Here is a 26,808-nt window from a genome sequence, read left to right as displayed (position 1 = left end):
AGCCGTAGCCGCCCGTTGGCATACCGGTTCCCTCGGCTCGCGCTTTGCGGGCCGAGTTGCGTTTAAGGGGGAATAAACATGCAGAACTGGCTGGAGATCGAAAAGCGGCACGACTCGGGGGTCTACAACAAGCACGAGCTGGTCATCGTCCGCGGCAAGGGCGCGCGCGTCTGGGACGTCGAGGGCCGCGAGTACATCGACTGCGTAGGCGGCTACGGGGTGGCCAACGTGGGGCACGCGAACCCCGCGGTGGTGCAGGCCATCCAGGAGCAGGCCGAGACCCTGATGATCCTGCCGCAGACACTGCCCTCGGCCAAGCGCGCCGAGTTTTACCAGACGCTGACGCGCCTCACACCCGAGGGGCTGGTGCGCGTCTTCCCCACCAACTCCGGGACCGAGAGCGTGGAGGGGGCGCTCAAGTTCGCCCGCGCCGCCACCGGCCGCAAGAAGTTCATCAGCACCATGCGCGCCTTCCACGGCCGCACCTTCGGCTCGGTAAGCCTGACCTGGGAAAAGAAGTACCGCCAGCCCTTCGAGCCGGTGGTGGGGCCGGTGGAGTTCGTGCCCTACAACGACGTGGAGGCGCTAAAGGCCGCGGTGGACGAGGAGACCGCCGCGGTCATCCTCGAGCCGGTCCAGGGCGAGGGCGGGGTGCGCCCGGCCAACCCCGAGTTCTTGCAGGCGGCCCGCGAGGTGACCCGCGCGAGGGGGGCGCTCCTCATCCTCGACGAGATCCAGACCGGCTTTGGCCGCACCGGCAAGCTGTTCGCCCTCGAGCACTACGGCGTGGTGCCCGACATCCTCACCCTGGCCAAGGGCATCGGCGGCGGCATGCCGATGGGGGCGATCGTGATGACCGACGCGGTGGCCGACGGCATGCCCAAGGGGGGGCACGGTACCACCTTCGGCGGCAACCCGCTGGCGATGGCCGCCGGGGTGGCGGCGATGAAGTACATCGAGGAAAACCGGCTCTGGGAACGCGCCGCCGAGCTGGGCGACTGGTTCATGGAAGCGCTGCGCCAGATCGACTCCCCCAAAGTGCGCGAGGTGCGCGGCAAAGGGCTGATGATCGGGATGGAGCTGAAGGAGAAGTCGGCCCCCTACATCACCCGGCTGGAGCGCGAACACCAGGTGCTCACCCTCGCGGCCGGGCCGACGGTGATCCGCTTCCTGCCGCCGCTCGTCATCGACAAGGCCGACCTGGAGCGGGTGGTGGAGGCGGTGCGCGAGGTGCTCGCGTGACCCTGCCGCCCCTCGAGTACTCGCCCCTGGCCGACCCGGTGCGCTTTCTCGCCGGAGCGCTGGAGATCCCCAGCCCCTCGGGCCAGGAACGTCTGGTGGCCCAGTACCTGGTGCGGGGGATGAAGGCGCTGGGGATGGAGGCCTGGGTGGACGAAGCCGACAACGCCCGCGGCGTCTGGGGGCGCGGGCCCCTGCACGTCGCGCTGCTGGGCCACATCGACACCGTTCCCGGCGAGGTGCCGGTGCGGGTGGAAAGCGGCAAGCTCTTCGGCCGCGGCGCGGTGGACGCCAAAGGGCCGTTCGTGACCTTCGTGCTCGCCGCCGCCGGTCTGCCGCGGGAACTCGAGGAGGTCTTCACCCTGCACCTGGTGGGCGCGACCGAAGAAGAGGCCCCGAGCTCGAAGGGGGCCCGCTTCGTGGCCGACAAGATCCGGCCCAGCTTCGCCATCATTGGCGAGCCTTCGGGCTGGGAGGGCATCACCCTGGGCTACAAGGGGCGGCTCCTGGTGCGGGTGCGGCGCGAGAAGGACAACTTCCACTCCGCCCATCACGAGCCCAACGCCGCCGAGGAGTTGATCGACTACTTCAACTCGATCCGCGCCTGGACCCAGGGGTTCAACACCGGCATGCGCGCCTTCGACCAGGTGCAGTACTCGCTGCGCGACTTCAAGGTGCACCCGGTGGACACCCGCCAGCGCGCCGAGCTCTTCTTCGATTTGAGGCTGCCGCCGCGGCTGCCGCCGGAGGAGGCGATCCGCCACCTGCTGGCCTACGCCCCGCCGACGCTCGAGCTCGACTTTTCCGGCCGCGAGGTACCCTACCAGGGCCCCAAGGACACGCCGCTCACCCGGGCCCTGCGCGTGGGCATCCGCAAGGCCGGCGGAAGGCCCGTCTTCAAGCTGAAGACCGGCACCTGCGACATGAACGTGCTCGCCCCCCACTGGCCGGTGCCGATGGTGGCCTACGGCCCCGGCGACAGCACCCTCGACCACACCCCGGTGGAGCACGTGCGGCTCGAGGAGTTCGAAAAGGGCGTCGTCGCGCTGCGGGCGGCGCTGGAACACCTGGCCCGCGTCGCACGCCCCGACGCTTAGTCCGCGAGCGGCGTCACGTAGACGACGAGCTCGTGCCCCTCGCCCCAGCGGCCGGCCAGCAGCTCGTAGCTGCGGCCGGCTTCGAGCTCTTGGAAGAGCTTCAGGCGGGGGCTGAGCGTCGCCGGCCGGGTCACGCCCGCGAAGGGCAGCTCGAGCGCGACGTCCACGAGCGTACGCGGAGCCCGGACCTCGACGATCTCCGTGGTGGTGACCGTGCGTCGGCCCGTCCGCCTTTTCGTGGTGGCGAGCGTGGTCGTGGCGGCCTCATCGAGTTCCGTCACGCGGCGAGCCACGACCATACCCTCGCGTCGTTCCGCCTGCGGCAGGATCCTGAAGACGAAGTCCAGTTCCCCGCTCGCCCGTTTGGCGAAGCGGGCCACCACCCGGCCGTCGACCCGCACCTCGAAGCGCAGGCGCTCGCCTTCGGCGGCGAAGGTGTAGCGCAGCAGCCGCTCGGCGCTGACCGCGTCCTTCTGCGCGAAGGGCGTGTGCCGCCAGCGTCCCTCGACCGAGACCTGCGCCAGCCCCAGCGAGGCCAGCGCCACCAGAAGCCATCCGATAACCCGTTTCGACATGACCTCCACCTCCAACCCGGCTACTCCAGCCGGAGCGTCACCAGCAGGTCGCTCATGCGCTCGAGCGCGTCGGCGTAACGAAACCAGGCGAGCAGGTAGGTCTTCCCGGGCTCGAGCTCGTCGGGCAACGCCCCCTGGATGATCGGGCTGAGCGGCTGCAAGGGCACAATCTCCAGACAACCTAGCCGCTGCGCGCGGTCGTCCTTGCCCCACAGGGTTACGCTCCAGTAGAGCGTGCAGCCGCCCGAGGCCGGAGCGCGGTAGCCGGTGGCGACTACCACGGGGCTGGCGGAAAACGTTTTGTCGTCGTGGTTGATCCGCTCGCCACCCGACCACCACTCCAGCTTCAGCGTGTATGCGCGGTCGAGGTTCAGGGTGTAGGCGACGCGGTCCCAGGGCACCTCGGAAAGGTGGGGGTACGCCTTCTTGACCTCGTCGTCCACGATCAGGCCGGGGTCGAACGCGGGTTTTACGCTCACCTGAGCCACCGCACCCAGCAGCAGTACGAACGCAATCCAATAACCAACCTTCCTCACGACCCACCTCCCTGCGGGGCCAACCGGGCCATAGCCCACGACGATCTGCGCGACGGAGTTTGGTATGATTTTAACCGATAACTTCCTTAATTTCAATTCATGAAACGCTCGCGCGCCGCTGGCGCAACGCCTCGTACACCGCCACCCCCACGCTCACGGCCAGGTTGAGCGAGCGCACCGGGCCGGTCATGGGGATGCGCAGTGCGGGGAAGCGCTCGAGCACGTCCTCCGGCAGCCCCCGGGTCTCGGGGCCGAAGAGCAGGTAGTCGCCGGGGCGGAAGCGGGCCTCGTAAAGGCTCCGCTCCGCGCGGGTGGAAAAGGCCCAGACGCGCGCGTCCGCCGGCAGCGCCGCCAGAAAGGCCGCCCAGGAATCGTGGAGGAGGTAGCGCACGTGCGGCCAGTAGTCCAGGCCGGCGCGCTTCAGCCGCGGATCCCCCCAGCGGAACCCGAAGGGGCGCACCAGGTGCAGCTCGCTTTCGGTGGCCGCGGCGGTGCGGGCGACGTTGCCCACGTTCTGGGGGATCTCGGGCTCGTAGAGGACGATGCGCACCACGGGTCCATTTTCCCATGCGGACGCGCCCGGGGCCCGCTAGACTGGGGAGGTGAATGAGCTGGACGACCTGGCACGACTCCTAAAAAGCCTCGACGGGCACGGCTACCGGGCCTACAAACGCATCGAGGGCGCCTGGTCGGGCCCGGGGTTCACCCTGATGGTGGATCGCGTCCAGCCCGACCCCTTCGCCACGCCCACGCGCCTGCGGGTGCGCCTACCGCACGCGGTGCACGGCATCCCCGCGGAGCTGTGGTCGAACCGTCCGCGTCGCACGGGCCTGCTCGACTACCTGCTGCGGGTCTTCAAGCGCGCGGTCCAGGGGTGTCCGGGCGTGGGGAGCGGCCGCTCCTGCCAGTTCTTCGTGGACGCGGGGGGCGCGGAGGTGCTGGAACGCGCCGCCGCCTGCATGGGCCCCGACTACCTGGAGCTGCGCTTCCGCGTGGGCCTGCCCGCCCGGGGGCGCACGGTGCTGGGCGCGGCGGCGGCGCGGCTGCTCACCGAGGTACTGCCCGAGGGATTGCGGGCGCTCCACGCCGCGCGCCTGGACCTCGCGCAGGCCCGCGCCTGGGCCGAGCTGACCGAGGACCACGCCTACCTGCAGGCCCAGCTGGAACGGCTCGGCCTCGTGACCTTCGTGCGCGACGGCAGCGTACTGCCCCGGGAGAGCGGCGTCTCCAGCCGCCCGCTCGCGGGGGCCGTCGCCTTCGAAAGCCCGCCCGAGCTGCGGGTGACGCTCGAAACCCTGCACCACGGAGCCGTGACCGGCATGGGCCTGCCCGAAGGGGTCACCGTCGTCACCGGCGGCGGCTTCCACGGCAAGACGACGCTGCTGGAAGCGATCGAGCTCGGGGTCTACCCCCACGTCCCCGGCGACGGCCGCGAATGGGTCGTCACCCGCGCCGCGACGGTCAAGCTGCGCAGCGAGGACGGCCGGTCGGTGACCGGGGTGCACCTGACGCCCTTCATCCACGGCCTGCCGCTGGGGGCCTCCACCGACTTCTTCAGCACCGCCGACGCCTCGGGCTCCACCAGCCTGGCGGCGGCAATCCAGGAGGCGCTCGAGGTGGGCGCCCGGGTGCTGCTCCTCGACGAGGACACCTCGGCCACCAACCTGCTGGTGCGCGACGCCCGCATGCAGCGCCTCGTCCGCCGCGAGACGATCACCCCGCTCATCGACCGGGTGCGCGAACTTCACGAACGCCTGGGGGTTTCGACGCTGCTCGTCACCGGCGGCGGCGGCGACTACCTGGACGTCGCAGGCCAAGTGCTGCTGCTGGAGAACTACCGCGTGCGCGACGCCACGGAGGAGGCCCGCGCGCTGGTGCGGGAACTCCCCACCGGGCGGGCGGTGGGCGAGGCCGCCCATCCGCTGCGGGTGCGGCCGCGGCTGCCCGAGGCGGCGTCGTTCGACCCGCGCAAGGGCGGGCGGGTGAAGATCAAGGCCCAGGACGTGGACACGCTGATCTTCGGCAAGGAGCGGGTGGACCTGCGAGGGCTCGAGCAGCTCGTCGATCCCAGCCAGACCCGCGCGATCGGCCACCTGATGGCGCGGCTCCGGGAGCTCGCCGGCGACCGCACCCTGGCCCAGCTGCTCGCCCAGCTCGAGCGCGAGCTGGACGAGCACGGCCTCCACCACCTGGATCCGGCCCCCGAGCTCGCGCGCCCGCGGCGCTACGAGCTGGCCGGGGCGATCAACCGGCTGCGCAGCCTGCGCGTCCGCCCCTGGCGTTCCGAAAAAAGTTCACCTTAGCGGAAACGGACCCGCCGTTCCCTCTATATTGAGGATGTGGCCGCCCTACCCGCGCTGGTGCTGATCGGCGCCGTCGCCGTACTTTGGCTCGTGGTTCGGGCCTTTCGCACGCCCAAGATCGGGCCGCTGGCCGGCACCGCCCTCGCCCTGTGGGGCACCGCCTGGGGGCTCTACTTCGCCACCCTGCTGGGGCTGCTGAGCCGTTTCCCCCACCAGAACGTGCTGCTCTGGCTGCTCCTCTTCGCGGGCTACCTCCCCTTCGTGCTGCTGCTGCGGCGGCTGGCGCGGGGCACCCGCCTTCCGCTGTCGCTCTACGCCTTCGCCCTCTTCCCCATCGGCTTCACCTTCGCGGCGATCCAGCACGTCCACCCCGCCACCCACCTCTACGTGTTGCTGCTCTTGCAGCTCCTGCTCCTCTACTACGGCCTGCCCGCCTGGTACGCGGTGCCGCGTGGGAGGGCGCCCGAGGCGCGGTTGCTCTGGCTGCCCACCCTCGTCTTCGTGCAGATCGGGATCACCAGCTGGGCCACCCTGCCCCCGCTCACCAGCTCCGAGGGGATGCAGTGGGGGTTCCTGATCTGGACCGCGAGCCTCTGGCTGATCGTCGAAGGGCTGCGGCTCGAGGCCGGCGCACGCCGCATCGAGCCCCTCCACCTGATCGTCGCGGTGACCGTCTTCATGGCAATGTGGGCGCTCGTGGTCCTGAACTGGATGGGCGCGGAGGCTCCCCAGCTCACAGCCCGCTACATCGTGGCGCTCAGCAGCCTGGCCGCCTGGGGCGGCATCCTTTCGGTGATCCTGCCCCTGCACCTCGCCAAGACCCGCTCCGAGTCCCAGCTCACCCAGTGGAGCAGCATCCTCGGCGACCTCGCCCTCTTCCCGGTGACCCGGCAACCCCCCACCCCCGAGAGCCTGGCCCACGAACTCCTCGACCTCTTCACACGCGCCTGCGAAAACGTCGTGGGGCTGCGGCTGAGCGTCTTCGACGACCTGATCGTGGGCGAGCGGACCCGTTACGGCCGCACCCTGGAGGACCGGGGCATCCAGCTCGGGCGCGTCTACCTGGGCGGTTCGCGCCGCTGCGGGCCCTTCTTCAAGCTGCTCGTGCCGATGGTGGGCCAGCGCTTGGGCGAGGTGATGCGCTCGCTCGACTGGCAGATCCAGGCGCACACCGATCCGCTCACGGGCCTGTACAACCGCCGCGGCTTCGAGGTGAAGCTGCCCTACGCCCTCGAGCGGGCGCGGCGAGGGCAGCGGGCGATCACCCTGGCCATGCTCGACCTCGACCGCTTCAAGCAGGTCAACGACCGCTACGGCCACGCCGCCGGCGACGTGCTGTTGCAGGCCGTCGCGGAGTTGCTCGAGCGCAACCTGCGCGAGGACGACCTGGCCGTCCGCTGGGGGGGCGAGGAGTTCCTGGTGCTGCTCTCCGACAGCGACCTCAAGCAGGCGGTGCAGATCTTCGAGCGCGTCCGCGCGCGCATCGCCGAGCTGCGGCTGACCGACATCCACGAACAGGTCACCGCCTCCGTGGGCCTCGCGGGAGGGCGGATCCCCAACGACAGCGCCGAGGTCTTCCGCTGGATCCTGGAGGCCGACGACGCCCTGATCCGCGCCAAGAAGGAAGGGCGCGACCGCATCGTGACCGCGACCTAGCCGGGGCGCGCGCCCCGGCCTGCGTTGTACGGTAGGGGTAGGAGGCCACCCGTGGCGTATCTGCTAGCCCTCGATCAGGGGACCACCAGTTCGCGGGCCATCGTCTTCGACCTCAGCGGTCGCATCGTCGCCCTGGCCCAGGAGCCGTTCGAGCAGCACTTTCCCCACCCCGGCTGGGTGGAGCACGATCCGATGGAGATCTGGCACACCCAGCTGGCCACGGCCCGGGCGGCGCTGGAACAGGCGGGCCTGACCGCGGGGGACCTGGCCGCCGTCGGCATCACCAACCAGCGCGAGACCGTGGTGCTCTGGGAGCGCAGCAGCGGCCGCCCCGTCAGCCGCGCCATCGTCTGGCAGGACCGCCGCACCGCCGAGTTGACGGACCGGATGAAACGCGAGGGGCTGGAGGCGCAGCTGCGAGCCAAGACCGGCCTCGTCCTCGACCCCTACTTTTCCGCGAGCAAGCTCGCCTGGCTGCTCGAGGATCCGGGGCTGCGCCGCCGCGCCGAGGCCGGCGAGCTGGCCTTCGGTACCATCGACAGCTGGCTCATCTGGAACCTTACCGGCGGCCGGGTCCACGCCACCGACGTGTCCAACGCGTCGCGGACCCTGCTCTTCGACATTCACACAGGGCAATGGGACGACGCGCTGCTCGGCCTCTTCCGGGTGCCGCGCGCCGTTCTGCCCGAGGTGCACCCCTCGGTGGGCGACTTCGGCAGCACCGACCCCGGGTGGCTGGGCGGGTCGGTACCGATCCGCGGCGTGCTCGGCGACCAGCAGGCGGCCCTCTTCGGTCAGGCCTGCTTTTCGGCGGGGATGGCCAAGAACACCTACGGCACCGGCGCCTTCCTGGTAATGAACACCGGGACCGAGCCGCGCCGGGGCGAAGGCGTCCTCACCACCGTGGCCTGGCGCGTCCGGGACGAGCCCCTGCACTACGCGCTCGAGGGCTCGATCTTCGTCGCTGGCGCGGCGGTGCAGTGGCTGCGCGACGGGCTGGGGCTGATCAAAGAGAGCCACGAGATCGAAGCGCTGGCGGCCAGCGTGGCCAGCAGCGAGGGCGTCTACTTCGTGCCCGCGCTCACCGGGCTGGGCAGCCCCTACTGGGACCCCCACGCCCGCGGCCTGCTGGTGGGGCTGACCCGCGGCAGCGGCCGCGCCCACATCGCCCGGGCCACCCTCGAGGCCATCGCCTTGCAGGTCTACGACGCGGTGCACGCGATGGAGACCGCCGGGGTGCACCTGCAAACGCTGCGCGCCGACGGCGGGGCCGCGGCCAACGACCTGCTCTTGCAGATCCAGGCCGACCTGCTGGGGCGGGCGGTCGAGCGCCCGCGCGTGACCGAGACGACGGCGCTGGGCGCCGCCATGGCCGCCGCCGTGGGGGCGGACCTGGCGGACCTGCCCACGCTGGCGCGCGCCTGGCAGTCCGACCGGCGCTTCGAACCCGCGGGCGACCCCGAAGAGCGCGCCCGCTTGATCGCGGGCTGGCACGAAGCCGTAGCACGCGCCCGAGGCTGGGCGGAAGGAGCTGGAGCATGAACCGGGAAAAGCAGCTCGACGCACTCAAGAACCGGACCTTCGACCTGCTCGTCATCGGCGGCGGGGCCACCGGGGCGGGCATCGCGCTGGACGCCGCCACCCGGGGGCTGAGCGTGGCGCTGGTGGAGCGCGGCGACTTCTCCGAGGGCACCTCGAGCCGAAGCACCAAGCTCGTCCACGGAGGGGTGCGCTACCTCGAGGCCGCGGTCAAGCACCTCGACCGGGTCCAGTACAACCTGGTGCGCGACGCCCTGCGCGAACGCGGCATCATCCTGCGCCTGGCGCCCCACCTGGCCCACCCCATCCCCCTGCTCACGCCGCTCTACCGGGCCTGGGAGGTGCCCTACTACTTCTCGGGCCTCAAGGCCTACGACCTGCTCGCCGGTCACGAGCGCCTCAAGCCCAGCCGCTTCGTCCCCCGCAGCCGGGCGCTCGAGGAGTTCCCCCAGCTCAAGGAGGAGGGGCTGGTCGGCGGGGTGGAGTACTACGACGGCCAGTTCGACGATGCCCGCATGAATGTGGCGGTCATCCTGACCGCGCTGCGCGAGGGGGCGACGGTCGTCAACTACGTCGAGGTGACGGGGCTCGTCAAGCAGGGGAACCGGGTCGCCGGCGCCGAGGTGCACGACCGCCTGGCGAACGAGGACTTCACGGTGCGCGCCCGCACGGTGGTCAACGCCACCGGCCCCTTCACCGACCTGATCCGTCGTATGGACGACCCCGACGCCCCGCCGATGGTGGTCACCAGCTCCGGGGTGCACATCGTGCTGCCGGGGCGGTTCAGCCCCCCGGGCACAGGCCTGCTCATCCCCAAGACCGAGGACGGACGGGTGCTCTTCGTGCTCCCCTGGATGGGGCACACCCTGGCCGGAACCACCGACGAACCCGCCGAGCTCAGCTTCCACCCGCGGCCGCAGGAGGAAGAGATCGACTACATCCTGCGGCACCTGAAGCGCTACTTTGCGCTCGAGCCCGGCCGGGACGACATCCTCGCCGCCTGGAGCGGGCTGCGGCCGCTGGTGCGGGACCCCAAGGCGCACGACACCGCCGAGCTCGCCCGCGACCACGTCATCAGCGAGTCGGACAGCGGCCTGGTCACGATCGCCGGCGGCAAGTGGACGACCTACCGCAAGATGGCCGAGGACCTGGTGGACTACGTGGTGCGCACCCGCGAGCTGCGCCCGGCGCGCGGCTGCATCACCGACCGGGTCTTCATCGAGGGCGCCGCCGGCTTCGACGCGGACGGCTGGCGCGCCCTCGGCGAGCGCTTCGACCTCGACGAGGAGGTGGCCCGGCACCTGAACCAGAGCTACGGCGACCGCGCCCCCGAGGTGGCCCGCCTCGCCGCCGAGGGCTTCGGCGAACGGCTGGCGGCCGAGCACCCCTTCGTCGAGGCCGAGGTCGTCTGGGCCGTGCGGCGGGAGATGGCCGTCACCCCCATCGACGTCCTCGCGCGCCGCACCCGGCTGGCCTTCCTGGACCAGAAGGCGGCGCTGGCGGCGCTGAAGCGCACCGCCGACCTGATGGCCGCCGAGCTGGGCTGGAGCGTGGAGGAGCAGCAGGCGTACGTGGACGAGGCCCGCACCCGGCTGCTCGAGGCCCTCTGAAGAGCGCGCCAACGGAAAAAGGCCGGGCGGCTGGCCCGGCCTTGCTGGTGGAGCCGAGGGGATTCGAACCCCTGACCTCCTGAGTGCGATTCAGGCGCGCTCCCAACTGCGCCACGGCCCCACGCACGAACCATCTTAGCCGCCGGAAGCCGGGCTGTCTAGGGTTTTGGCCGTGCAGCGGCGCGAAAAGCCACGAACGGGGTACAATGACGCCAATGGACGACGCCACCTGGGACGCGATGGCCGCGCTTTTGGAGGCCGGACCCCTGGGGACCGAGCCTTCGGCCGCCGCCTGGCTTTACGAACAGCTCGACGCCCTCTGGGGTCCCGGCGGCTGGAGCTGCCGCTTCCAGGTGGCCTCGGTCCAGCCGCCGGCCGTGGGCTGCAGCCTGGAGCTGGGGGGCGCCGTCAAGAGCGGCGTGGGCAGCGGCGCCACCCTGGAGGCCGCGGCGGAGGCCGCGCTCTGGATGGCCGCCGTCCAGGCGGGCGTGGGGCGGCCGCCGTCCGCGCCTCCCGGGGCCCGCCGCGAGGCGCCGCCCAGGCCCGAAACCGCCAAGCCCAGCGCCCAGGAGCTGATCGACCGCCTGATCGCACGGCTGCGCGAGGCGGGCAAGGGCCGCGAGGCGGCGGCGCTGGTGGTCAAGTACGGCGGCTACGGAAGCGACCCCGAAACGACCAAGAAGCTCTACGGCGAGCTGCGCGCGCTGCTGCTGGAAAAGGAGCCCTCCTGATGCCGCGGATCGTCGCCATCGGCGACGTGCACGCCGAGTACGGCAAGCTCTGGCAGGCGCTGCGGCACGCGGGCGCGGCCGACGCCCACTACCTGCCCACCCCGGCGCTGCGCGCCGGCCACCTGCGGGTGGTGCTGCTCGGCGACCTGGTGCACCCCAAGACCCGCGAGGCCTACACCCGGCTCACCGGGCTCGAGCCCTACGACCCCCGCAACCCCGACCACCTGGCGCGCGCCGCCCGCGAACAGGTGCGGGCGCTGCGCCGCGTCAAGCACTTCGTCGACCAGGCGGGGGGCTTTGTGGTGGTGCTGCGCGGCAACCACGACCAGGCGGCGCTCGACCACAAGTTCCTGCTGGGGAACGCCTCGGGGATCGAGCACGCCGAGTTCGACCCCGAGCGCGGCGGCACCCCGCTGCCCGAAGGCCTCGCCGAGTGGCTGGGCGGACTGCCCAAGGAGTTCGTGATCGACGGCATCCACTTCGCCCACGTGGGCCCCGCTCCCTGGCTCCAGGAGTACGACGACATGTTCTACCAGTCGAAGGAACCCAAGCAGTGGTGGTTCACCCACCCCGACTACCTCGCCCGCGCCGGCTACCGCTTCGGGGTCTACGGCCACACCGTGATGAAGAAGGGGATCCGCGTCTTCGAACGCCACGGCTTCGCGCTCATCGACGCCCTCGACCTGGGCCAGTACCTCGAGCTGATCCCGCTTCCCGACGGGGTCGAGTGGCAGGTGGTGCGGTTTGCCCAATCTCCGGACCCGGGTTAAGATGGCGGCCATGGGGTTTAACGTCGGGGACCCGGTCGTCTACCCCGCCCAGGGCGGCGGGTACATCCGCGAAATCGCCGAACGCGAGGTCATGGGCGAGCGCAACACCTACTACGTCATCGAGCTCCTGCGTAAGCCGGGGACGATCATGGTCCCGGTGGAGAAGGCCGAGCGCCTCGGCCTGCGGCCCCCGCTCGCCGGCGCCGACCGCGACGCGCTGGTGCGCGCCCTGGGCGAGGCCCGCGACCTCGCCAGCGGCTGGCCCGCGCGCCAGCGGGAGATCGGCCGCGCCCTCAGCGAAAGCGACCCCCTCGAGCTCGCCCGCATGCTCGCCTCGCTGCACCGCCGCCACCAGCTGCGCCCGCTCTCGGGCACCGAGCACCAGCAGTACCGCGAGCTGGTGGGCATCCTCAGCGAAGAGCTGGCGCTCGCCGAAAGCGGCGACCTCCAGACCGCCGAGGCCTACCTGATCGAACAGTTGAATGCCCTCGCTGACGAAGCCTAGCACCGTCCGCGCCCTTCTCGAGCGCTACGGCCTCGCCGCCGACCGGCGGCTGGGGCAGAACTTCCTCGTGGACGCGGGGTTGCTCGACGTTATCGTGCGCACCGCGGACGTGCGACCGCAGCAGCCGGTGTGGGAGGTGGGCCCCGGGCTGGGCACCCTCACCCGCGCCCTCGCCGCGGCGGGCGCCCGGGTGCACGCGGTCGAGAAGGATACCCGGCTGGAACCGGTGCTGCGCGAGACCCTGGCGGGGCTGCCGGTGGAGCTCGCCTTCGCCGACGCCCTCGCCTACGACTGGTCGCAGGTGCCGCCGGGCAGCCTCTTCGTCAGTAACCTGCCCTACAACGTGGCCACCCCGCTGCTCAGCGAGCTGCTGCGCCAGGGCCGCTTCCACCGGCTCGTCGTCCTGCTGCAGCGCGAGGTGGCCGAGCGCCTCGCCGCCGCGCCCGGCACCCCCGCCTACGGCCTGCTCAGCCTGCGCGCCGCCCACCACGCGCGGGTGCGCAAGGTCCGCGACTTCCCGCCCGAGGCCTTCTACCCGCGCCCCAAGGTCACCTCGACCCTGGTCGAGCTGGAGCACACCGGCGCGCCCGACGACCCCGGCCTCTTCCGCCTGATCGAGGCGGCCTTCGCGCAGCGGCGCAAGACGCTGCGCAAGAACCTGGAGCAGGCGGGCTGGCCGCGCGCGCGGGTGCTCGCCGCCCTGGAGGCGGCGGGGCTCGAGCCGATGGTGCGCGCCGAACGCCTGGGCATCGAGGATTTCCGCAGGTTGCACGCCGAGCTGGGTGCCCCGGCTTCGTGATGGCGCCCCGCCCGCGGTATATTCATAGCTGAGCGGCCGAGGCCGCACGAGCACCCGGGAGGCGACGTTGCTACGACTGGTGACATCCGAATCGGTAACCGAGGGGCACCCCGACAAGCTGGCCGACCGCATCTCCGACGCGATCCTCGACGCCATCCTGGCCAAGGACACCGCGGCGCGGGTCGCCGCCGAGACGCTGGTCAAGACCGGCATGGTCCTGGTCGCGGGCGAGATCACCACCAAGGCCTACGTGCACCTGCCCGACCTGGTGCGGCGCACCGTCAAGGAGGTGGGCTACACCCGCGCCAAGTTCGGCTTCGACGGGGACACCTGCGCGGTGCTCTCGGCGATCGACGAGCAGTCCCCCGACATCGCCGGCGGGGTCAACACCGCCTACGAGGTGCGGGTGCTCGGCTCCACCGACCCCTACGACCAGGTGGGCGCGGGCGACCAGGGGCTGATGTTCGGCTACGCCACCCGCGAAACCGAGGAGCTGATGCCGCTGCCCATCACGCTGGCGCACCGGCTCACCCGCCGCCTCGCCGAGGTGCGCAAGTCGGGCGAGCTGCCCTACCTGCGCCCCGACGGCAAGGCCCAGGTGACCGTGGCCTACGACGGCGACCGGCCCCTCTACGTGGAGACCGTGGTCCTCTCGGCCCAGCATGCCCCCGACATCGACCCCGACGAGCTGCGCGACGACCTGATCGAGAAGGTGGTGCGCCAGGCGATCCCTGCGGGGCTGCTGCGCGAGGACACCCACTTCTTCATCAACCCCTCGGGCCGCTTCGTCCTCGGCGGCCCCCACGGCGACGCGGGGCTGACGGGGCGCAAGATCATCGTCGACACCTACGGCGGCGCCGTGCCCCACGGCGGCGGCGCCTTCAGCGGCAAGGACCCCACCAAGGTGGACCGCTCCGGGGCCTACTACGCCCGTTACATGGCCAAGAACATCGTGGCCGCCGGCCTGGCCGAGCGCGCCCTGGTGGAGGTGGCCTACGCCATCGGCAAGGCGCGGCCGGTGGGGCTGCGGGTGGAGACCTTCGGCACCGGGACGCTGACCGACAGCCAGATCACCGAGGTGGCGAGCCGGGTCTTCGACCCGCGCCCGCTCGCGATCATCGAGGAGCTCGAGCTGCTGCGCCCCATCTACACCGAGACCTCGGCCTACGGCCACTTCGGACGCGAGGGCTTTCCCTGGGAAGAGACGCGCCGGGTCGCCGATCTGCTGCAGGCGGCCGGGGCCTAGGCCTGGGCGGTCTGCAGCAGCTGGGAGAACGCCACGACGCGGTTGCCGCCGTTCTGTTTGGCGAGGTACATGGCCTGGTCGGCGCGCTGGATCAGGGTGTCGAGGGCGTCGCCCGGGCGGCAGCCGGCGACGCCGAGGCTGGCCAGCACCGGCCCCACGCGTTCGTGGGGTGAGCGCTCGAGCCCCCGCCGCACCTCTTCGGCCACGGCCAGGGCCGCGCCTTCGTCCAGGTCGGGAAGCACGATCAGGAACTCCTCCCCGCCCCAGCGGATCACCCGGGCGCCGCGCGGCAGGTAGCGCTGGATCAGCAGCGCGCAGCGCTTGAGCACGCGGTCGCCCACGTCGTGCCCGTGGCGGTCGTTCACCTTCTTGAAGCCGTCCAGGTCGAGCATGATCACGCTGAAGGTGCCGCCGTGCTCGCGCACCTGGCGGAAGAGGTGCACCAGCACGGCCTCGCCGTAGCGGCGGTTGGGCAGCTGGGTCAGGTGGTCGAGGTAGGCCAGCATGCGGTTCTCGGCGTAGCTCTCCTCGATCCGCGAGAAGGCGTAGAGGAGCATCGCGTAGACGATGCCGGAGATGTAGAACTGCAGCAGCGCGTTGAAGGCCCCGGCGTCCTTGTTGCGCCATAGCTCCCCGAAGGGGGTGAAAACGAGCCCCAGCACCAGCGTCGCCACCCAGATGCCGGCGGCGATGCGGAAGGCCATGGCCCGCCGGTGCAGCAGGTAGGCCACCAGGTAGAGCATGGGGAACCAGAACATCGTTTCGGAGAAGGTGTGCAGCTCGGGGAGCGTGTAGCGCACCTGGAAGACCAGCATCGAAAGCCCGTAGAGCACCAGCATCAGGTAGGCGGCGTTCTCGACCAGGTGCAGCTTGTCGGGGCGGTAGACGAGGGCCACCGTCATGCCCAGGAAGAGGACGAACATCAGGGGCAGAAAGGTGAGGTCGACGGGGTTCGTCGCCTCGATGGCGACCTGCAGGTAGAGCGCCGTCAGGCTGGCCACCGCGCCCAGCAGCAGCACCCCGATGACCAGCACCCGCCGCACCCGCCCGAAGGGCGTGGCGCTGACCCGCTCCAGCAAGGTAATGTGTCCGGACCCCGTCGTGTGTTCCTTCATACCCCCCGTACCCCGGCCTGGCGGCAACCCCAACCTCGTCTAGAAAGTACAGACCATTCTACACCCGGCCGCCGCCCGGGCCGGTCCGCGGCCCAGCCGCTAACCGATCACGCCGAGCTCGCGCCCCACCGCGGCGTAGGCCTCGAGCGCCCGGTCGAGCTGCGGGCGGGTGTGGGCGGCGGTGACGATGTTGCGGATGCGCGCCTTGCCCCGCGGCACCGTGGGGAAACCGATGCCCACGGCGAAGACGCCGCGCTCCAGCAGCTTGCGGCTCGCCTCGAAGGCCGCGGGCGCCTCGCCGAAGAGGACCGGGGTGATGGGGGTCTGGCTGCCCATGGTGTCGTAGCCCAGGCGGGCCAGCTCTTCCTTGAAGTAGCGGGTGTTGGCCCAGAGCCGGTCGATGCGCTCGGGCTCCCGCTGGATCAGCTCGAGCGCCCCCACCAGCGCCCCCACCACCGCCGGCGGGTGCGAGGTGGAGAAAAGGTAGGGCCGCGCCCGGTTGATCAGCAGCTCGCGCAGCTCGCGGGCCCCGGCGGCGTAGCCGCCCACCACCGCCCAGGCCTTGGAGAGGGTGGCCACCTGGATGACGTTCGGGTTTTCGTGAAAACCGAAGTGGTGCACGGTGCCGCGGCCCAGCTCGCCCAGCACCCCCGAGCCGTGGGCGTCGTCCACGTAGACGAGCGCCCCGTACCTTTCCGCCATCGGCACGATGCGGTCGAGCGGCGCCACGTCGCCGTCCATGGAGAAGACCCCGTCGGTCACGATCAGTTTGAGCCCGTCGGTGTCATGGGCCTGGAGCAGCTCCTCCAGGTGCTCGACGTCGGCGTGGCGGAAGACGTGGCGCGTCGCCTTGGTGAGGCGCAGCCCGTCGATGATCGAGGCGTGGTTGAGCTCGTCGGAGAAGACGAGGTCGCCCGGCTGCAACAAGGCCCCCAGCACCCCCTGGTTGGCGGTGAAGCCCGACTGCAGCACGAGCGCGCTCTCGGTGCCCTTGAAGGCCGCCAGCAGGCGCTCGAACTCCTCGTGGTAGGTGAAGGTGCCGGCGATCGTGCGCACCGCGCCGCTGCCCGCGCCCCAGAGCTCCAGGAAGGCGCGCGCCCGCGCCTTCAGGTGGGGATGGTTGGCGAAGCCCAGGTAGTTGTTCGAGGCCAGGTTGACGACCTCGCGGCCGTTCACCCGGGTCACCGGCTCCTGCGGGGCCTCGAGCACCGGCGGGGTGATGTACAACCCCTCCTGCTTCAGCTGGTCCAGCACCGATCGGATGCGTTCGCGCAGACTCAGGCTCATGCCCCCATTCTGCCACCAAAAGGCCCGCCCCGAAGGGCGGGCCGATCGGCCTTGCCGGGCGCCTAGAGGTTCTTGAGCGCCTGGACCATCTTGTTGAGGGTCTCGGAGGCGTCGCCGTAGACCATGTTGGTGTTGTCGGCGTAGAAGAGCTCGTTCTCGATGCCGGCGAAGCCCTTGCCGCGACCGCGCTTGAGCACGAAGACCTGCTTGGCCTTGTCCACGTCGAGGATGGGCATGCCGTAGAGGGGGCTGCCCTCGCGGCGGGCGGCGGGGTTGACCACGTCGTTGGCGCCGATCACCAGGGCCACGTCGGCGGTCTCGAACTCGGGGTTGATCTCGTCGAGGTCGTAGAGCTTCTCGTAGGGGATGCCGGCCTCGGCGAGCAGCACGTTCATGTGGCCGGGCATGCGGCCCGCCACCGGGTGGATGGCGAACTTGACCTCGACCCCGCGCTTCTCGAGCTCCTCCATGAGCTCCTTGACCTTCTGCTGCGCCTGGGCCACGGCCATGCCGTACCCGGGCACGATGATCACCTTGTTGGCGAAGGCCATCAGGCTGGCGGCGTCCTCGGGCTCCATCGGCTTGAGGCTGCCCTTGATCTCGCCGCCCTCCTGCTCCACCGCGCCGAAGGCGCCGAAGAGGACGCTGTAGAGCGAGCGGTTCATCGCCTTGGCCATCAGGATGGTGAGCAGGGTACCGGCCGCGCCCACCACCGTGCCGGCGATGATCATCGCCGGGTTGCCGATGGCGAAGCCCTCGAAGCCGACGGCCAGACCGGTGAAGGCGTTGTAGAGCGAGATCACCACCGGCATGTCGCCGCCGCCGATGGGGATGGTCATCAGCACGCCGAAGAGCAGCGCCAGCACGAAGAACCACAGCACCACCCCGGTGCCCTGGGCGCCGAAGAGGTAGGCGAGGGCGAAGAGGACCGAGACGGCCAGCACCGCCATGTTGATCGGCTGCTGGAAGGGGAAGGTGACGGCGCGCGAGTTGACCAGACCCTGCAGCTTGGCGAAGGCCACCATCGAGCCGCTGAACGAGACCGCGCCGATGAGCCCGCCGAGAAGGGCGAGCACCAGCAGGCCGGTCGTCATCTCACCCTGGCTGGCGCTGTGGCGCAGCAGCTCCACCGCGGCGATCGCGCCCGCGGCGCCGCCGCCCATGCCGTTGTAGATGGCCACCATCTGCGGCATGTCGGTCATGGCCACCTTCTTGGCGATGACCCAGGCGGCGCCGCCGCCGACGAGGATGCCCAGGATGATGAGGAAGAAGTTGCTCAGACCGGGCCAGGCGAAGGTGGCGATGGTGGCCGCCAGCATGGCGTACCCCGCCCAGACGATGCCGCGCTTGGCGGTGGCGGGGTGGCTCATCTGCTTGAGGCCGAGGATGAAGAGGAAGGCCGTGACGAAGTAAACGAGCTGAATGAAGGTCTCCATGGCCTAGCCCTCCTTGGGTTTCCGCTCGAACATCTCGAGCATCCGTTCGGTGACCGCGTAGCCGCCGGCGGCGTTGGCCGCGGCCAGCAGCACGCCGATGAAGCCGATGACCAGCTCCGGGGTGGTCTCGGCGTGGCCGAGGACCACCATCGCCCCCACGAGCACGATGCCGTGGATGAAGTTCGACCCCGACATCAGGGGGGTGTGGAGCACCACGGGGACGCGGCTGATCACCTCGTAGCCGGTGAACGCCGCGAGCATGAAGATGTAGAGCGCCGCCCAGGTTCCGCTGATCATGCCGCGCCTCCTTCCACGAGTTCGCGCGTGGGCGCGTGCTTGATCTCGCCGTCGTGGACGAGCACGCTGCCCGCCAGGATCTCGTCGTCCCAGTCGAGTTCGAGCCCGCCCTCTTCAGTGAGGATGAGCTCGAGGAAGTTGTGCAGGTTCTTGGCGTACATCTCCGAGGCGTGCACCGCCAGCGCGCTCGGCAGATTCAGGGGGCCCACCACCCGCACGTCGCCCACCTGCACCGTCTCGCCCGGCTTCGTGACCTCGCAGTTGCCGCCCGACTCGGCGGCCAGGTCGACGATGACCGAGCCCGGCTTCATGCGCTCGACCATCTCCTTGGTCACCAGGATGGGCGCGCGCCGTCCGGGAATGTTCGCGGTGGTGATGACGATGTCGGCGGCGACGATGGCCTCCTCGACCATCGCCCGCTCCTTGGCCTTCTCCTCTTCGGTGAGCTCGCGCGCGTAGCCGCCCTCGGCCTCGGCGTCGATCTCCAGCTCCAGGAACTTGGCCCCGAGGCTGCGCACCTGCTCGCCGGCGGCGCGGCGCACGTCGTAGGCGCTGACGACCGCGCCCAGGCGCTTGGCCGTGGCGATGGCCTGCAACCCCGCCACCCCCGCGCCCAGCACCAGCACCTGCGCGGGGCGGATCGTCCCGGCGGCGGTGGTGAGCATGGGCAGGAAACGGTCGATGGTGTCGGCGGCGATCAGGGCCGCCTTGTAACCGGCCACCGTGGCCTGGCTGCTGAGCGCGTCCATGGCCTGGGCGCGGGTGATGCGCGGCACCAGCTCCATGGCGAAGACGGTCAGCTTCTTGTCGCGCATCTTCGCCACCCGTTCGGGGTAGCGGTGCGGGTACATGAAGCCGATCAGCACCGCGCCCTCGGGCAGGGCGTCGATCTCGTCCTCGGTCGGCGGCTGCACCTTGAGCACGATCTGCGCTCCGCCGAGGAGCTCGGTTCTCTTTTCTACGAGCTGGGCGCCCGCCTTTTCGTAGGCGTCGTCGAGGTAGTGCGCCCCCACGCCCGCGCCGCTCTCGACGGCGACGGCGTGCCCCTGCCTGACGAGCTTGCCGGCGACCTCGGGCACGAGGGCGACCCGGCGCTCGCCCGGGGCTTCCTCCTTGGGTACTGCGATTTTGATGGCCATGTCTTTCCCCTCCAAGCGGCGTTAACCTAGTGGATTATACCGACCGGCCAAAAACCGCGGAATGGGGCGTGTGTACCCGGTCGGTTAGGCTAAGGGCATGGACCTGCTCACGCCGATGCTCGAGCGCCGCTCGATCCGCCGCTTCAAGCCCGAGCCGCTGCGCGAGGGCGACCTGGAGCGCATCCTGGCGGCGGCGCGGCGCGCCCCCACCGACGCCAGCGCCCAGCTTTACTCGATCCTGCGCGTGACCGATCCAAAGCTGCGGCGCGAACTCGCCCACCTGGCCGGCGACCAGGCGCACGTCGCCGAGGCGGCCGAGTTCTTCGTTCCGCTGGCCGACGTGCACCGCCTGGAGCGGCTGCTGGCCCACCGCGGCCAGGCGATGGCCCGCTGGCCGCGCACCGGCCTGCACTTCGCCCTGGTGGACGCCACCCTGGCCGGCGCGCACCTGGCCGTAGCCGCCGAGGCGCTGGGCTACGGCATCTGCTGGATCGGCGGGCTCCTCAACCGCCCGGCCGAGGTGGCGCGGCTGCTGGGGCTGCCCCGCGGGGTGGTTCCGGTGAGCGGCCTGGTCGTGGGGGTCCCCGACGAAAAGCCGCCGCTGCGGCCGCGGCTGCCCGAGGCGCTGGTGCTGCACGAGAACCGCTACCGCGCCTACAGCCCCACGGACCTCGACGCCGCCTACGAGGCCATGGCCCCCGCGAGCCGGCGGGGTGACTGGCTCTTCGTGCTCGAACGCTACTTCGCCCGCGGCGGCACCATGGAGCAGCGCGACCCCGCCTATGGCTTCTTGGCCGCGCGCCAGGGCTTCGCGGCCGACTGGCCGCCCGAGGCGGCCGAGGCGCTCTTCGTGCGCGGCCACGACGCCGGCGACCTAGGCGAGGCCATCGAGCAGCTGCTGGCCGGCGGCTGGCGCGGGGTGCTCTTTGGCCGCGGCCCCTTCGGCGAGAGCACCGTCTGGCTGGAGAAAGAAACCGCCGCCGAACGCGGCGAGGGCAAGACCCCGGGCGAGGCGCTGGGCCGCGCCGTGGAGGCGGCGCTGCCCTTTAGGGAATGAGCCGACGTTAGCCCTGCTTTTTCGCGCTGTCCGACCAGCCGAGGAAACGACGCCAATCAAATCCCTTAGGCCAAGCGAGACGCATGCGTTCACCTGCATTGTCCAGCCATTCGATCAACTCGGGAAAGCGGTAAGCCGGGAGCACGTAACCGCAGCACGAGAGCTGGCTTAGCTCATGCAATACCGGATCAGCTGGCAAAAGGCGGCCCTCCACTTCACGCCTCCGCCACGATCTTCCCGGCGGCGCGCAAAAAGTTAGACCGCTTTTATCGGCACATACCCCGACCTCCGCATACCACCTTTTTAAGTTTAGAAAAACTCGCTGTAGCTCGCCAGCCTCCGGATCCCAGATACGGATTGTGCCGTCGTCCGACCCGCTCGCGAGTAGACCGGAGGGGAGGGAGGCGAGGGCGAATACGGGACCCCTGTGACCTTCGAGGGCAGCCTCGAGCTCTCCCGTCTCGGCATCCCAAATGCGGATGGTGCCGTCGTCCGAGCCGCTCGCGAGTAGACCGGAGGGGAGGAGGGTGAGGGCGAGGACGGAACCGGTGTGGCCCTCGAGGATGCGGACGGTCCCTCCCGTCTCGGTATCCCAAATGCGGATGGTGCCGTCGTCCGAGCCGCTCGCGAGTAGACCGGAGGGGAGGAGGGTGAGGGCGAATACGGGACCCTTGTGACCTTCGAAAACACCAAGAATGTACTCTAATAATCGTGTTTTTATATTCCATATATAAATTGTTTTGTCACTCATACCACTAGCTATCTGACTGTTGGAAAGTATAGCGATATTGTGAATTCTCCCCTTGTGACCTTCGAGGGCAGCCTCGAGCTCTCCCGTCTCGGCATCCCAAATGCGGATGGTGCCGTCGTCCGAGCCGCTCGCGAGTAGACCGGAGGGGAGGGAGGCGAGGGCGAATACGGGACCCTTGTGACCTTCGAGGGCAGCCTCGAGCTCTCCCGTCTCGGCATCCCAAATGCGGATGGTGCCGTCGTCCGAGCCGCTCGCGAGTAAACCGGAGGGGAGGAGGGTGAGGGCGAATACGGAGACTAGGCTCTTATGGCCACCAATTTGGCGTACGGCTTCACCTGCCTTGCTATCCCAAATTCGAACGGTGTTGTCGTCCGAGACGCTTACCAGCAAGCCAGAGGAAAGAAAATCAATGGCACGGATGGGCCCGGCGTGACCCTTAAGGGTGAGGGCGACTCCACCAGTATCTGGGTTCCAAATGCGGATGGTGCCGTCGTCCGAGCCGCTCGCGAGTAAACCGGAGGGGAGGAGGGTGAGGGCGAATACGGGACCCCTGTGACCTTCGAGGGCAGCCTCGAGCTCTCCCGTCTCGGCATCCCAAATGCGGATGGTGCCGTCGTCCGAGCCGCTCGCGAGTAGACCGGAGGGGAGGGAGGCGAGGGCGGTGATTGCACCAACCGGATACTTATAGCTACGAATAGGTTTGTCTTTTTTTAAGTCCCAGATTCGGATGTAGCCCCCGCTCGAACCGCTCACTAACAAACCCGAGGGAAGTTTAGCAAGTGCAAGAATCGTACCCGTATAGTCTTTATAGGTACGTATTATTTCCCCTGTTATTACATTAATTATACGTATAGTATTACTACTAGTACTACTTGCTATGTAATCTGATGATAGCGATAATAAAGTATTTACCGGGCCCCATCGCCTTCCAACAGTGAGTTTTGCCTCATGGTTTGTATCCCAAATACAGATGGTACCGTCATCCGAACCGCTAGCTAGCAATCTCGAAGGGAGGGTGACAAGCGTGGTGACGGCACCCTTGTGGCCCTCAAGGGTTTGCATAGGCATGCCGCTTCCTAGGTCCCACAGGCGGATGGTGCCGTCATCCGAGCCGCAGGCTAATAGGCCGGAGGGGAGTATGGCAAGGGCGCGGCCAGCAACGAGGTTTTTATGTCCCACATGGACCAAAGTGGGCCCAAAATCAGGCATTTCACCATGATTAGGTAGGTCAAGCAAGTTATGTTTGCTCAGTTTCACCTTTTCTGCTCTAGTAATATCAGCGTAGATCAAGCGTGACCAGCGCAAGCGGTTCAGTCCCTCAACCCCAACAAGACGGGCTTCTTCGAGGTTGACCCGCAACCACGCCCCCTTTTTTTGCACGTCTCCCGCAATGACGTCATCATTGTCAGCCGAGTCGATCAGTTCAGTACCTTCAGGTAATTCAAGCCCCCGTAAATAGGCAAAGGCAAAACCTTGGCCATTCAACTTCTTGCCTTGCATTCCCAACTTGCGCAAGTCTACCCTTTCGGCAACCGGTTCGTAGCTCGGACTGTGCTTGCGCGCAAGCAACTCCAGTAACCGCCTCAGCTCACGGGTTTCCACCTTCACCCTCCCCTTCCTCACCCGGGCCTGCACCCAATGCAACAAAAACCCCCAACCGCCTCACCAGCTCATCGAGCTGGTCGGGGCCAAGAACGGGTTCCAAGGTCTCCAGCCAATCCAGAATCTTCGCTGCGTCACCACCAAAATCTGGCAGGTTCTGCACGATCAACGAAAACACATCGCCTCTTAACCGACCTCGCTTGCCCGCTATGCCCTCGTCTTCCAGGGCATTCCGCCAGTACACGGCGTCGGGCGCCGTCAACTGGCCAACAAACATCTCCACATCGCGCGGGACCAGTTCCGTGTACGCATCACCAGCCCGCCCAACATGCTCGCCCTCGGTCCGTTCCTCCCGTCCACCGGGAACAGCCACCCGCCGCCGCAACAAAAAGAACTCGCCAAAGCGAACGCCGTCGTAGACGCCATCAGGGTTCTTTAGCACGACATTGAAAGGATCGAAGCCCGAGCGTTTCTGGCGCGCCTTGATCAGGTGATCCAGCAAGGGCAGCTCCTTGCTTTCCACCAGCCGGGGAGCAAGGTTGGCCACCGGCCGCTGCGCGCACAGACCGGACCCATCATTTCCCGCCTCCTTCCTCTCGCCCGCGCCGGATGGCTGGTCGCCGCTCGAACGCGCAGCCTTTGCCTCGGTGAGTACCGCCCGGTAACGCCGCTCCAGCTCTTCCAGACAAAAGCTGGTGGGTAGGCTGGGGGCGCCCTGACCGCTGTCGAGCCACTCGACCATCTTCCCCAAGAAATGCGGAAACTCCCGTTGCGCAAAGCGGTAAAGCTCGGGGGCAAAAAGCTGCACCAGCGTGAGCTGTGCCAGCACGTAAAGCTCTTTCTCGCTATCTAAAACGTCCCAACCGTTCTTTTTAGCCGTCCGCAACTTCAAGTCCAGCAGCTCCGCTGCCCGGATCAGCTTGCGCGGCACCGGTGGCACAGCGTCCCTGAAAAGCTCGATCAACTGTTCCCGCGGCTCCGTTTCCTCCCCACCGGCAACCGCTTTTCCCAAGCCTTTGCGGGCCTTTAAACCGTCACCTTCCGCGACCCTTTCGGCCTCAACCTCCAGCCTGCGGGTAAAGAGCCGCGGATAACGCTCGGTCAGGTAAGGCCCCACGTCGTCGGCCTCGACGCGCGGCAAGCGTACTTGCAGGTGCACGATCTTTTCCAGGTATTCGTGCCCGGTAATCGGTTGGCCCATCTGGTTGGTGTACAGGTCTAAAAATTCGCGGTACCTCTCGTTGCTCACGCTGTAGGCAATGCTGTCCCAGGCGGTCGGGTGCTGTAGAGCGGTGTAGTCACGGTAACGGTGGACGATCCCCCGCTCCACCACCTCATCGTCCAGCGCCAGCACGAAGGCCGCACCTTCGACCTCCATAAACAGCTTGATCGCCTCCAGCATTTCGACGGCCTTTTCCGGCAGGCACCGGTCCAGGTCGTCAATCAGGAAAAGGAGGTTGACCTTCGCCTCTTCCCCCTCCTGTCCGGAAACCCCATCCCTGCCGGTAAGCTCGCGCAGGATGCGCTGAAAGTCGTAGTAATCGGAACGCACCCTCTCGGCGAAGCTCAGCAGGTCTTCGTCGCGCCGCTCCTCCCCCAAATCGTCGGCGGCCGGCCCTTTACCGTTCTCGCCTTTTTCCCGGGCGCTCTCCGGCGTTCCCTTGGCCGCCATCAGAAAATCCACGATGTCCTTGCCGGATAGCTCGATGCTCAATCTGCCGTCCACGAAGAGTCCGCTGATCGCTTTGAAGGCATCGCTTTTCGGTGTTTCAATTTCGCCGCGAATTGTAACGCCCGAAGTTAGTCCGGCAAAGCCCATGCCAGCAGCGACAACCGCACGCCGGGCGCTTTGCCACGCGCGCGAAATGCCTTCGATGATCCAGCTGCGCCCGCGCCCCGCACCGCCGTTTGAGGGCGACCCGCTCTCAGGCTCCGACCTGTTCGCTTTTCCTGCTTCAGCAACGAGCGTGCGTAAATTGATTTCGAGCACCTTTACCAGTGGGTAGATGAGGTGTTCTTCTTTTTCGTAACGCCAGGCGTTGAAAAATATGGGAACCGTTATGCTGGGAGTATTCCCTATTTTCAGTTTCATTTCGAGTTTACTTTCGAAGTGTCGTTCGATGTGCCGGAGCCAAAGCGTCTTGCCACTGCCCCACTCCCCAAACAAGCCAACGACGAGTGGATCCTCATGCGCCCCGGCATCGAGCCTCACAAAATGCCGTTCGATGCGTTCGGTAACGGCCTCTACCACGCTCTCTGCCCCAAAGGCGAGCTCGGGAAGCATGGAAAGGGCGCTCGCATTCGAATTTCCGTTTCCAGCGCCAGACATAGTTGAATCAAACTTAACATCCGCTCCGGCGCCGGGGTGTGCAGGTTAACCCGGTACGGGCGCCAAACGTTTGGCGCCCGTACCGGGTGAGTTGAAGCTCTAGAAGCTCTTTTCGATGCTGACGTCGCCGCAACCGTTGTAGGTAATCTTCGTGTAGTTGCCGTTCGTCAGGTTCTCGTGCAGAATCCAGCCGGCGTCGAAACCGCCCATCTTGTGGCCCAGCCGCCCGGCGTCGCGCGCGGCGCGCCAGCAGTCGCGGCTCCAGTGGAGCGGGGTCTCCCCTTCCACGTCGGTCGAGGTGGAGACCTGGAACTCCATGGTGTTACCGTCGCGGGTGAGCGAGGCGTTGCCGCTGATCGAGACCACGCCGCCCGCCGCAGGGGCGTCGGGATCGTCGGGGGTGTAGGTCTTGGTCTTCTGGCTGGTCCAGGCGGCCTCGTGCAACACCTCGCCGTCGACCGCGACCACGAAGTCGATGCTCAGGTCCTTGGTGAGGACGTACCCCTCGGCCGGGCTGCCGCTGACGTCGACGCTGCCGTTGAGGGTGCGGGTGCGCTGGACGGTGTGCTCGCCGCGGACGTTCGTGAGGCTGACGGTGAAGTCGCTAAGGGTCATGGCGAAACCGGTGAACGCGCCGTCCTTGTCCTCGAAGTGGAAGGCCCCGCTCACCGCGAAGCTCTGCCCGTCGCCCATGGTGCCGCTGCAGTCGAAGGTCGCGTCCACCAGGTCGAAGACGCCGTCACCGTCGACGTCGGCGTAGCCGTTGGTGTTCACCTCGATGCTGCACTGCCCGTCGGCGTCGCCGGGCCGCGGCAGGCGCACGCCCCAGGCCTTCAGGAAGCGCACCGCGACCGTGGGCAGCCCCCAGGCCCCCGCCAGGTCGGCGACGTCCTGGTCCTCGACCGACTGCACCGAGGCCGCCGCCGCCCCGCCGAGGTCCTCGAAGATCGCGGCGTCGAGGTTCAGGTCGGTCTCGATCGCCAGCTGCTCGGCGTCCAGGCTCTGACCGTCACCAAGGGTTCCCGTCGTCGAACAGGCCGCCAAAACCAGCACCAACAAAGCCATCATCCCGAAGTACCTTTTCATCGTGCACCTCCCTGTGTGCAGCCTTAGCTTGCGCCCCTCCAGGGGGGAAGCACTTGAAAAACGGCTAAAGGGTTCTTAATTTTGAGCGTTAATTAAGAACGTA

General features: G+C 68.5%; 23 protein-coding genes and 1 tRNA gene. 12 read left to right on the top strand and 12 right to left on the bottom strand.

Going from position 1 to position 26,808, the window contains the following annotated elements; translation table 11 throughout:
• The first annotated feature begins 78 nt into the window (after positions 1-78).
• Positions 79-1,242, top strand: coding sequence for a [LysW]-aminoadipate semialdehyde transaminase LysJ (gene lysJ / locus HNQ05_RS07405; RefSeq protein WP_147144802.1), 1,164 nt, complete (start codon positions 79-81; stop codon positions 1,240-1,242).
• The gene (locus tag HNQ05_RS07400; RefSeq protein WP_183677721.1) at positions 1,239-2,336 is read left to right on the top strand and encodes a [LysW]-lysine hydrolase; all 1,098 of its coding nucleotides are present in this window, start codon (positions 1,239-1,241) and stop codon (positions 2,334-2,336) included. Before lysJ ends, HNQ05_RS07400 begins: the two co-directional genes overlap by 4 nt.
• On the opposite strand, the gene HNQ05_RS07395 is transcribed toward HNQ05_RS07400, so the two are convergent.
• From HNQ05_RS07395 to HNQ05_RS07385, 3 genes are all read right to left on the bottom strand, one after another.
• Complete coding sequence (locus HNQ05_RS07395) at positions 2,333-2,911, bottom strand: hypothetical protein (RefSeq protein WP_147144801.1); 579 nt, start codon at positions 2,909-2,911, stop codon at positions 2,333-2,335. The genes HNQ05_RS07400 and HNQ05_RS07395 overlap by 4 nt on opposite strands.
• Before the next feature lie 20 nt (positions 2,912-2,931).
• Entirely contained in the window at positions 2,932-3,447 is a 516-nt protein-coding gene (locus HNQ05_RS07390; protein WP_147144800.1) for a hypothetical protein, read from the bottom strand.
• A gap of 97 nt (positions 3,448-3,544) precedes the next feature.
• Complete coding sequence (locus HNQ05_RS07385; RefSeq protein WP_147144799.1) at positions 3,545-4,000, bottom strand: tRNA (cytidine(34)-2'-O)-methyltransferase; 456 nt, start codon at positions 3,998-4,000, stop codon at positions 3,545-3,547.
• A gap of 49 nt (positions 4,001-4,049) precedes the next feature.
• Between HNQ05_RS07385 and HNQ05_RS07380 the strand changes: the two genes are divergently transcribed.
• From HNQ05_RS07380 to HNQ05_RS07365, 4 genes are read left to right on the top strand one after another with little or no spacing between them, the layout of a single operon-like run.
• Entirely contained in the window at positions 4,050-5,750 is a 1,701-nt protein-coding gene (locus HNQ05_RS07380; RefSeq protein ID WP_147144798.1) for an ABC-ATPase domain-containing protein, read from the top strand.
• A 36-nt stretch (positions 5,751-5,786) separates the two neighbouring features.
• Positions 5,787-7,406, top strand: a complete 1,620-nt coding sequence (locus HNQ05_RS12345) for a GGDEF domain-containing protein (RefSeq protein WP_147144797.1) — start codon at positions 5,787-5,789, stop codon at positions 7,404-7,406.
• 51 nt (positions 7,407-7,457) lie between these two features.
• Positions 7,458-8,948, top strand: a complete 1,491-nt coding sequence (gene glpK / locus HNQ05_RS07370) for a glycerol kinase GlpK (protein ID WP_147144796.1) — start codon at positions 7,458-7,460, stop codon at positions 8,946-8,948.
• Positions 8,945-10,555, top strand: a complete 1,611-nt coding sequence (locus HNQ05_RS07365; protein ID WP_147144795.1) for an FAD-dependent oxidoreductase — start codon at positions 8,945-8,947, stop codon at positions 10,553-10,555. The genes glpK and HNQ05_RS07365 overlap by 4 nt, the downstream gene beginning before the upstream one ends.
• A gap of 45 nt (positions 10,556-10,600) precedes the next feature.
• Here the strand turns inward: HNQ05_RS07365 and HNQ05_RS07360 are convergent.
• Positions 10,601-10,676, bottom strand: a tRNA-Ala gene (locus HNQ05_RS07360).
• A gap of 94 nt (positions 10,677-10,770) precedes the next feature.
• Between HNQ05_RS07360 and HNQ05_RS07355 the strand changes: the two genes are divergently transcribed.
• The 5 genes from HNQ05_RS07355 (at position 10,771) to metK (ending at position 14,606) form a co-directional block, all read left to right on the top strand.
• Positions 10,771-11,286 (top strand): DNA repair protein Rad52, encoded by a 516-nt coding sequence (locus HNQ05_RS07355; RefSeq protein WP_147144794.1) that lies wholly within the window; start codon positions 10,771-10,773, stop codon positions 11,284-11,286.
• Positions 11,286-12,056: a metallophosphoesterase gene (locus tag HNQ05_RS07350; protein ID WP_147144793.1), complete on the top strand. Its 771-nt coding sequence runs from the start codon at positions 11,286-11,288 to the stop codon at positions 12,054-12,056. The genes HNQ05_RS07355 and HNQ05_RS07350 overlap by 1 nt, the downstream gene beginning before the upstream one ends.
• 10 nt (positions 12,057-12,066) lie before the next feature.
• The gene (locus HNQ05_RS07345; protein WP_183677719.1) at positions 12,067-12,561 is read left to right on the top strand and encodes a CarD family transcriptional regulator; all 495 of its coding nucleotides are present in this window, start codon (positions 12,067-12,069) and stop codon (positions 12,559-12,561) included.
• Positions 12,539-13,360 (top strand): 16S rRNA (adenine(1518)-N(6)/adenine(1519)-N(6))-dimethyltransferase RsmA, encoded by an 822-nt coding sequence (rsmA, locus tag HNQ05_RS07340; protein WP_147144791.1) that lies wholly within the window; start codon positions 12,539-12,541, stop codon positions 13,358-13,360. The genes HNQ05_RS07345 and rsmA overlap by 23 nt, the downstream gene beginning before the upstream one ends.
• 67 nt (positions 13,361-13,427) lie before the next feature.
• Positions 13,428-14,606 (top strand): methionine adenosyltransferase, encoded by a 1,179-nt coding sequence (gene metK, locus HNQ05_RS07335; RefSeq protein WP_147144790.1) that lies wholly within the window; start codon positions 13,428-13,430, stop codon positions 14,604-14,606.
• On the opposite strand, the gene HNQ05_RS07330 is transcribed toward metK, so the two are convergent.
• The 5 genes from HNQ05_RS07330 to HNQ05_RS07310 all read right to left on the bottom strand — a co-directional run bounded on the left by HNQ05_RS07330 (position 14,603) and on the right by HNQ05_RS07310 (position 19,880).
• A complete protein-coding gene (locus HNQ05_RS07330; RefSeq protein ID WP_147144789.1) occupies positions 14,603-15,721 on the bottom strand; it encodes a GGDEF domain-containing protein in 1,119 nt (372 codons plus the stop codon). The genes metK and HNQ05_RS07330 overlap by 4 nt on opposite strands.
• Before the next feature lie 99 nt (positions 15,722-15,820).
• Positions 15,821-17,008, bottom strand: a complete 1,188-nt coding sequence (locus HNQ05_RS07325) for a glycine C-acetyltransferase (protein ID WP_147144788.1) — start codon at positions 17,006-17,008, stop codon at positions 15,821-15,823.
• 62 nt (positions 17,009-17,070) lie between these two features.
• The gene (locus HNQ05_RS07320; RefSeq protein ID WP_147144787.1) at positions 17,071-18,444 is read right to left on the bottom strand and encodes an NAD(P)(+) transhydrogenase (Re/Si-specific) subunit beta; all 1,374 of its coding nucleotides are present in this window, start codon (positions 18,442-18,444) and stop codon (positions 17,071-17,073) included.
• A gap of 3 nt (positions 18,445-18,447) precedes the next feature.
• Complete coding sequence (locus HNQ05_RS07315; protein ID WP_013458436.1) at positions 18,448-18,741, bottom strand: NAD(P) transhydrogenase subunit alpha part 2; 294 nt, start codon at positions 18,739-18,741, stop codon at positions 18,448-18,450.
• Positions 18,738-19,880: a Re/Si-specific NAD(P)(+) transhydrogenase subunit alpha gene (locus tag HNQ05_RS07310; protein WP_147144786.1), complete on the bottom strand. Its 1,143-nt coding sequence runs from the start codon at positions 19,878-19,880 to the stop codon at positions 18,738-18,740. The genes HNQ05_RS07315 and HNQ05_RS07310 overlap by 4 nt, the downstream gene beginning before the upstream one ends.
• A 97-nt stretch (positions 19,881-19,977) precedes the next feature.
• Here HNQ05_RS07310 and HNQ05_RS07305 point away from each other — a divergent pair, with 97 nt between their 5' ends.
• A complete protein-coding gene (locus HNQ05_RS07305) occupies positions 19,978-20,937 on the top strand; it encodes a nitroreductase family protein (RefSeq protein ID WP_147144785.1) in 960 nt (319 codons plus the stop codon).
• Positions 20,938-20,944: 7 nt separating this feature from the next.
• Here HNQ05_RS07305 and HNQ05_RS07300 read toward each other — a convergent pair whose 3' ends face one another.
• The 3 genes from HNQ05_RS07300 to HNQ05_RS07290 form a co-directional block, all read right to left on the bottom strand.
• Positions 20,945-23,296 (bottom strand): WD40 repeat domain-containing protein, encoded by a 2,352-nt coding sequence (locus HNQ05_RS07300; protein WP_147144784.1) that lies wholly within the window; start codon positions 23,294-23,296, stop codon positions 20,945-20,947.
• Complete coding sequence (locus HNQ05_RS07295; protein ID WP_183677717.1) at positions 23,277-25,574, bottom strand: KAP family P-loop NTPase fold protein; 2,298 nt, start codon at positions 25,572-25,574, stop codon at positions 23,277-23,279. The genes HNQ05_RS07300 and HNQ05_RS07295 overlap by 20 nt, the downstream gene beginning before the upstream one ends.
• A gap of 144 nt (positions 25,575-25,718) precedes the next feature.
• On the bottom strand, positions 25,719-26,705 hold the full coding sequence (locus HNQ05_RS07290) for a hypothetical protein (RefSeq protein WP_183677715.1): 987 nt from the start codon (positions 26,703-26,705) through the stop codon (positions 25,719-25,721).
• Between the last annotated feature and the right edge of the window lie 103 nt (positions 26,706-26,808).

The organism is Oceanithermus desulfurans, from assembly GCF_014201675.1.
GTDB lineage: Bacteria > Deinococcota > Deinococci > Deinococcales > Marinithermaceae > Oceanithermus > Oceanithermus desulfurans.
The sequence above is the reverse complement of the archived record's forward strand: the minus strand, read 5'-3'. Positions and strand labels throughout refer to the sequence as shown.

Coding starts and splice junctions, on each gene's coding strand:
- HNQ05_RS07345 (WP_183677719.1), top strand. CDS start 12,067: ATGGGGTTTAACGTCGGGGACCCGGTCGTCTACCCCGCCCAGGGCGGC.
- HNQ05_RS07330 (WP_147144789.1), bottom strand. CDS start 15,721: ATGAAGGAACACACGACGGGGTCCGGACACATTACCTTGCTGGAGCGG.
- rsmA (WP_147144791.1), top strand. CDS start 12,539: ATGCCCTCGCTGACGAAGCCTAGCACCGTCCGCGCCCTTCTCGAGCGC.
- HNQ05_RS07325 (WP_147144788.1), bottom strand. CDS start 17,008: ATGAGCCTGAGTCTGCGCGAACGCATCCGATCGGTGCTGGACCAGCTG.
- HNQ05_RS07315 (WP_013458436.1), bottom strand. CDS start 18,741: ATGATCAGCGGAACCTGGGCGGCGCTCTACATCTTCATGCTCGCGGCG.
- HNQ05_RS07395 (WP_147144801.1), bottom strand. CDS start 2,911: ATGTCGAAACGGGTTATCGGATGGCTTCTGGTGGCGCTGGCCTCGCTG.
- HNQ05_RS07290 (WP_183677715.1), bottom strand. CDS start 26,705: ATGAAAAGGTACTTCGGGATGATGGCTTTGTTGGTGCTGGTTTTGGCG.
- HNQ05_RS07295 (WP_183677717.1), bottom strand. CDS start 25,574: ATGCTTCCCGAGCTCGCCTTTGGGGCAGAGAGCGTGGTAGAGGCCGTT.
- HNQ05_RS07350 (WP_147144793.1), top strand. CDS start 11,286: ATGCCGCGGATCGTCGCCATCGGCGACGTGCACGCCGAGTACGGCAAG.
- HNQ05_RS07320 (WP_147144787.1), bottom strand. CDS start 18,444: ATGGAGACCTTCATTCAGCTCGTTTACTTCGTCACGGCCTTCCTCTTC.
- HNQ05_RS07305 (WP_147144785.1), top strand. CDS start 19,978: ATGGACCTGCTCACGCCGATGCTCGAGCGCCGCTCGATCCGCCGCTTC.
- HNQ05_RS07310 (WP_147144786.1), bottom strand. CDS start 19,880: ATGGCCATCAAAATCGCAGTACCCAAGGAGGAAGCCCCGGGCGAGCGC.
- lysJ (WP_147144802.1), top strand. CDS start 79: ATGCAGAACTGGCTGGAGATCGAAAAGCGGCACGACTCGGGGGTCTAC.
- HNQ05_RS07355 (WP_147144794.1), top strand. CDS start 10,771: ATGGACGACGCCACCTGGGACGCGATGGCCGCGCTTTTGGAGGCCGGA.
- HNQ05_RS07365 (WP_147144795.1), top strand. CDS start 8,945: ATGAACCGGGAAAAGCAGCTCGACGCACTCAAGAACCGGACCTTCGAC.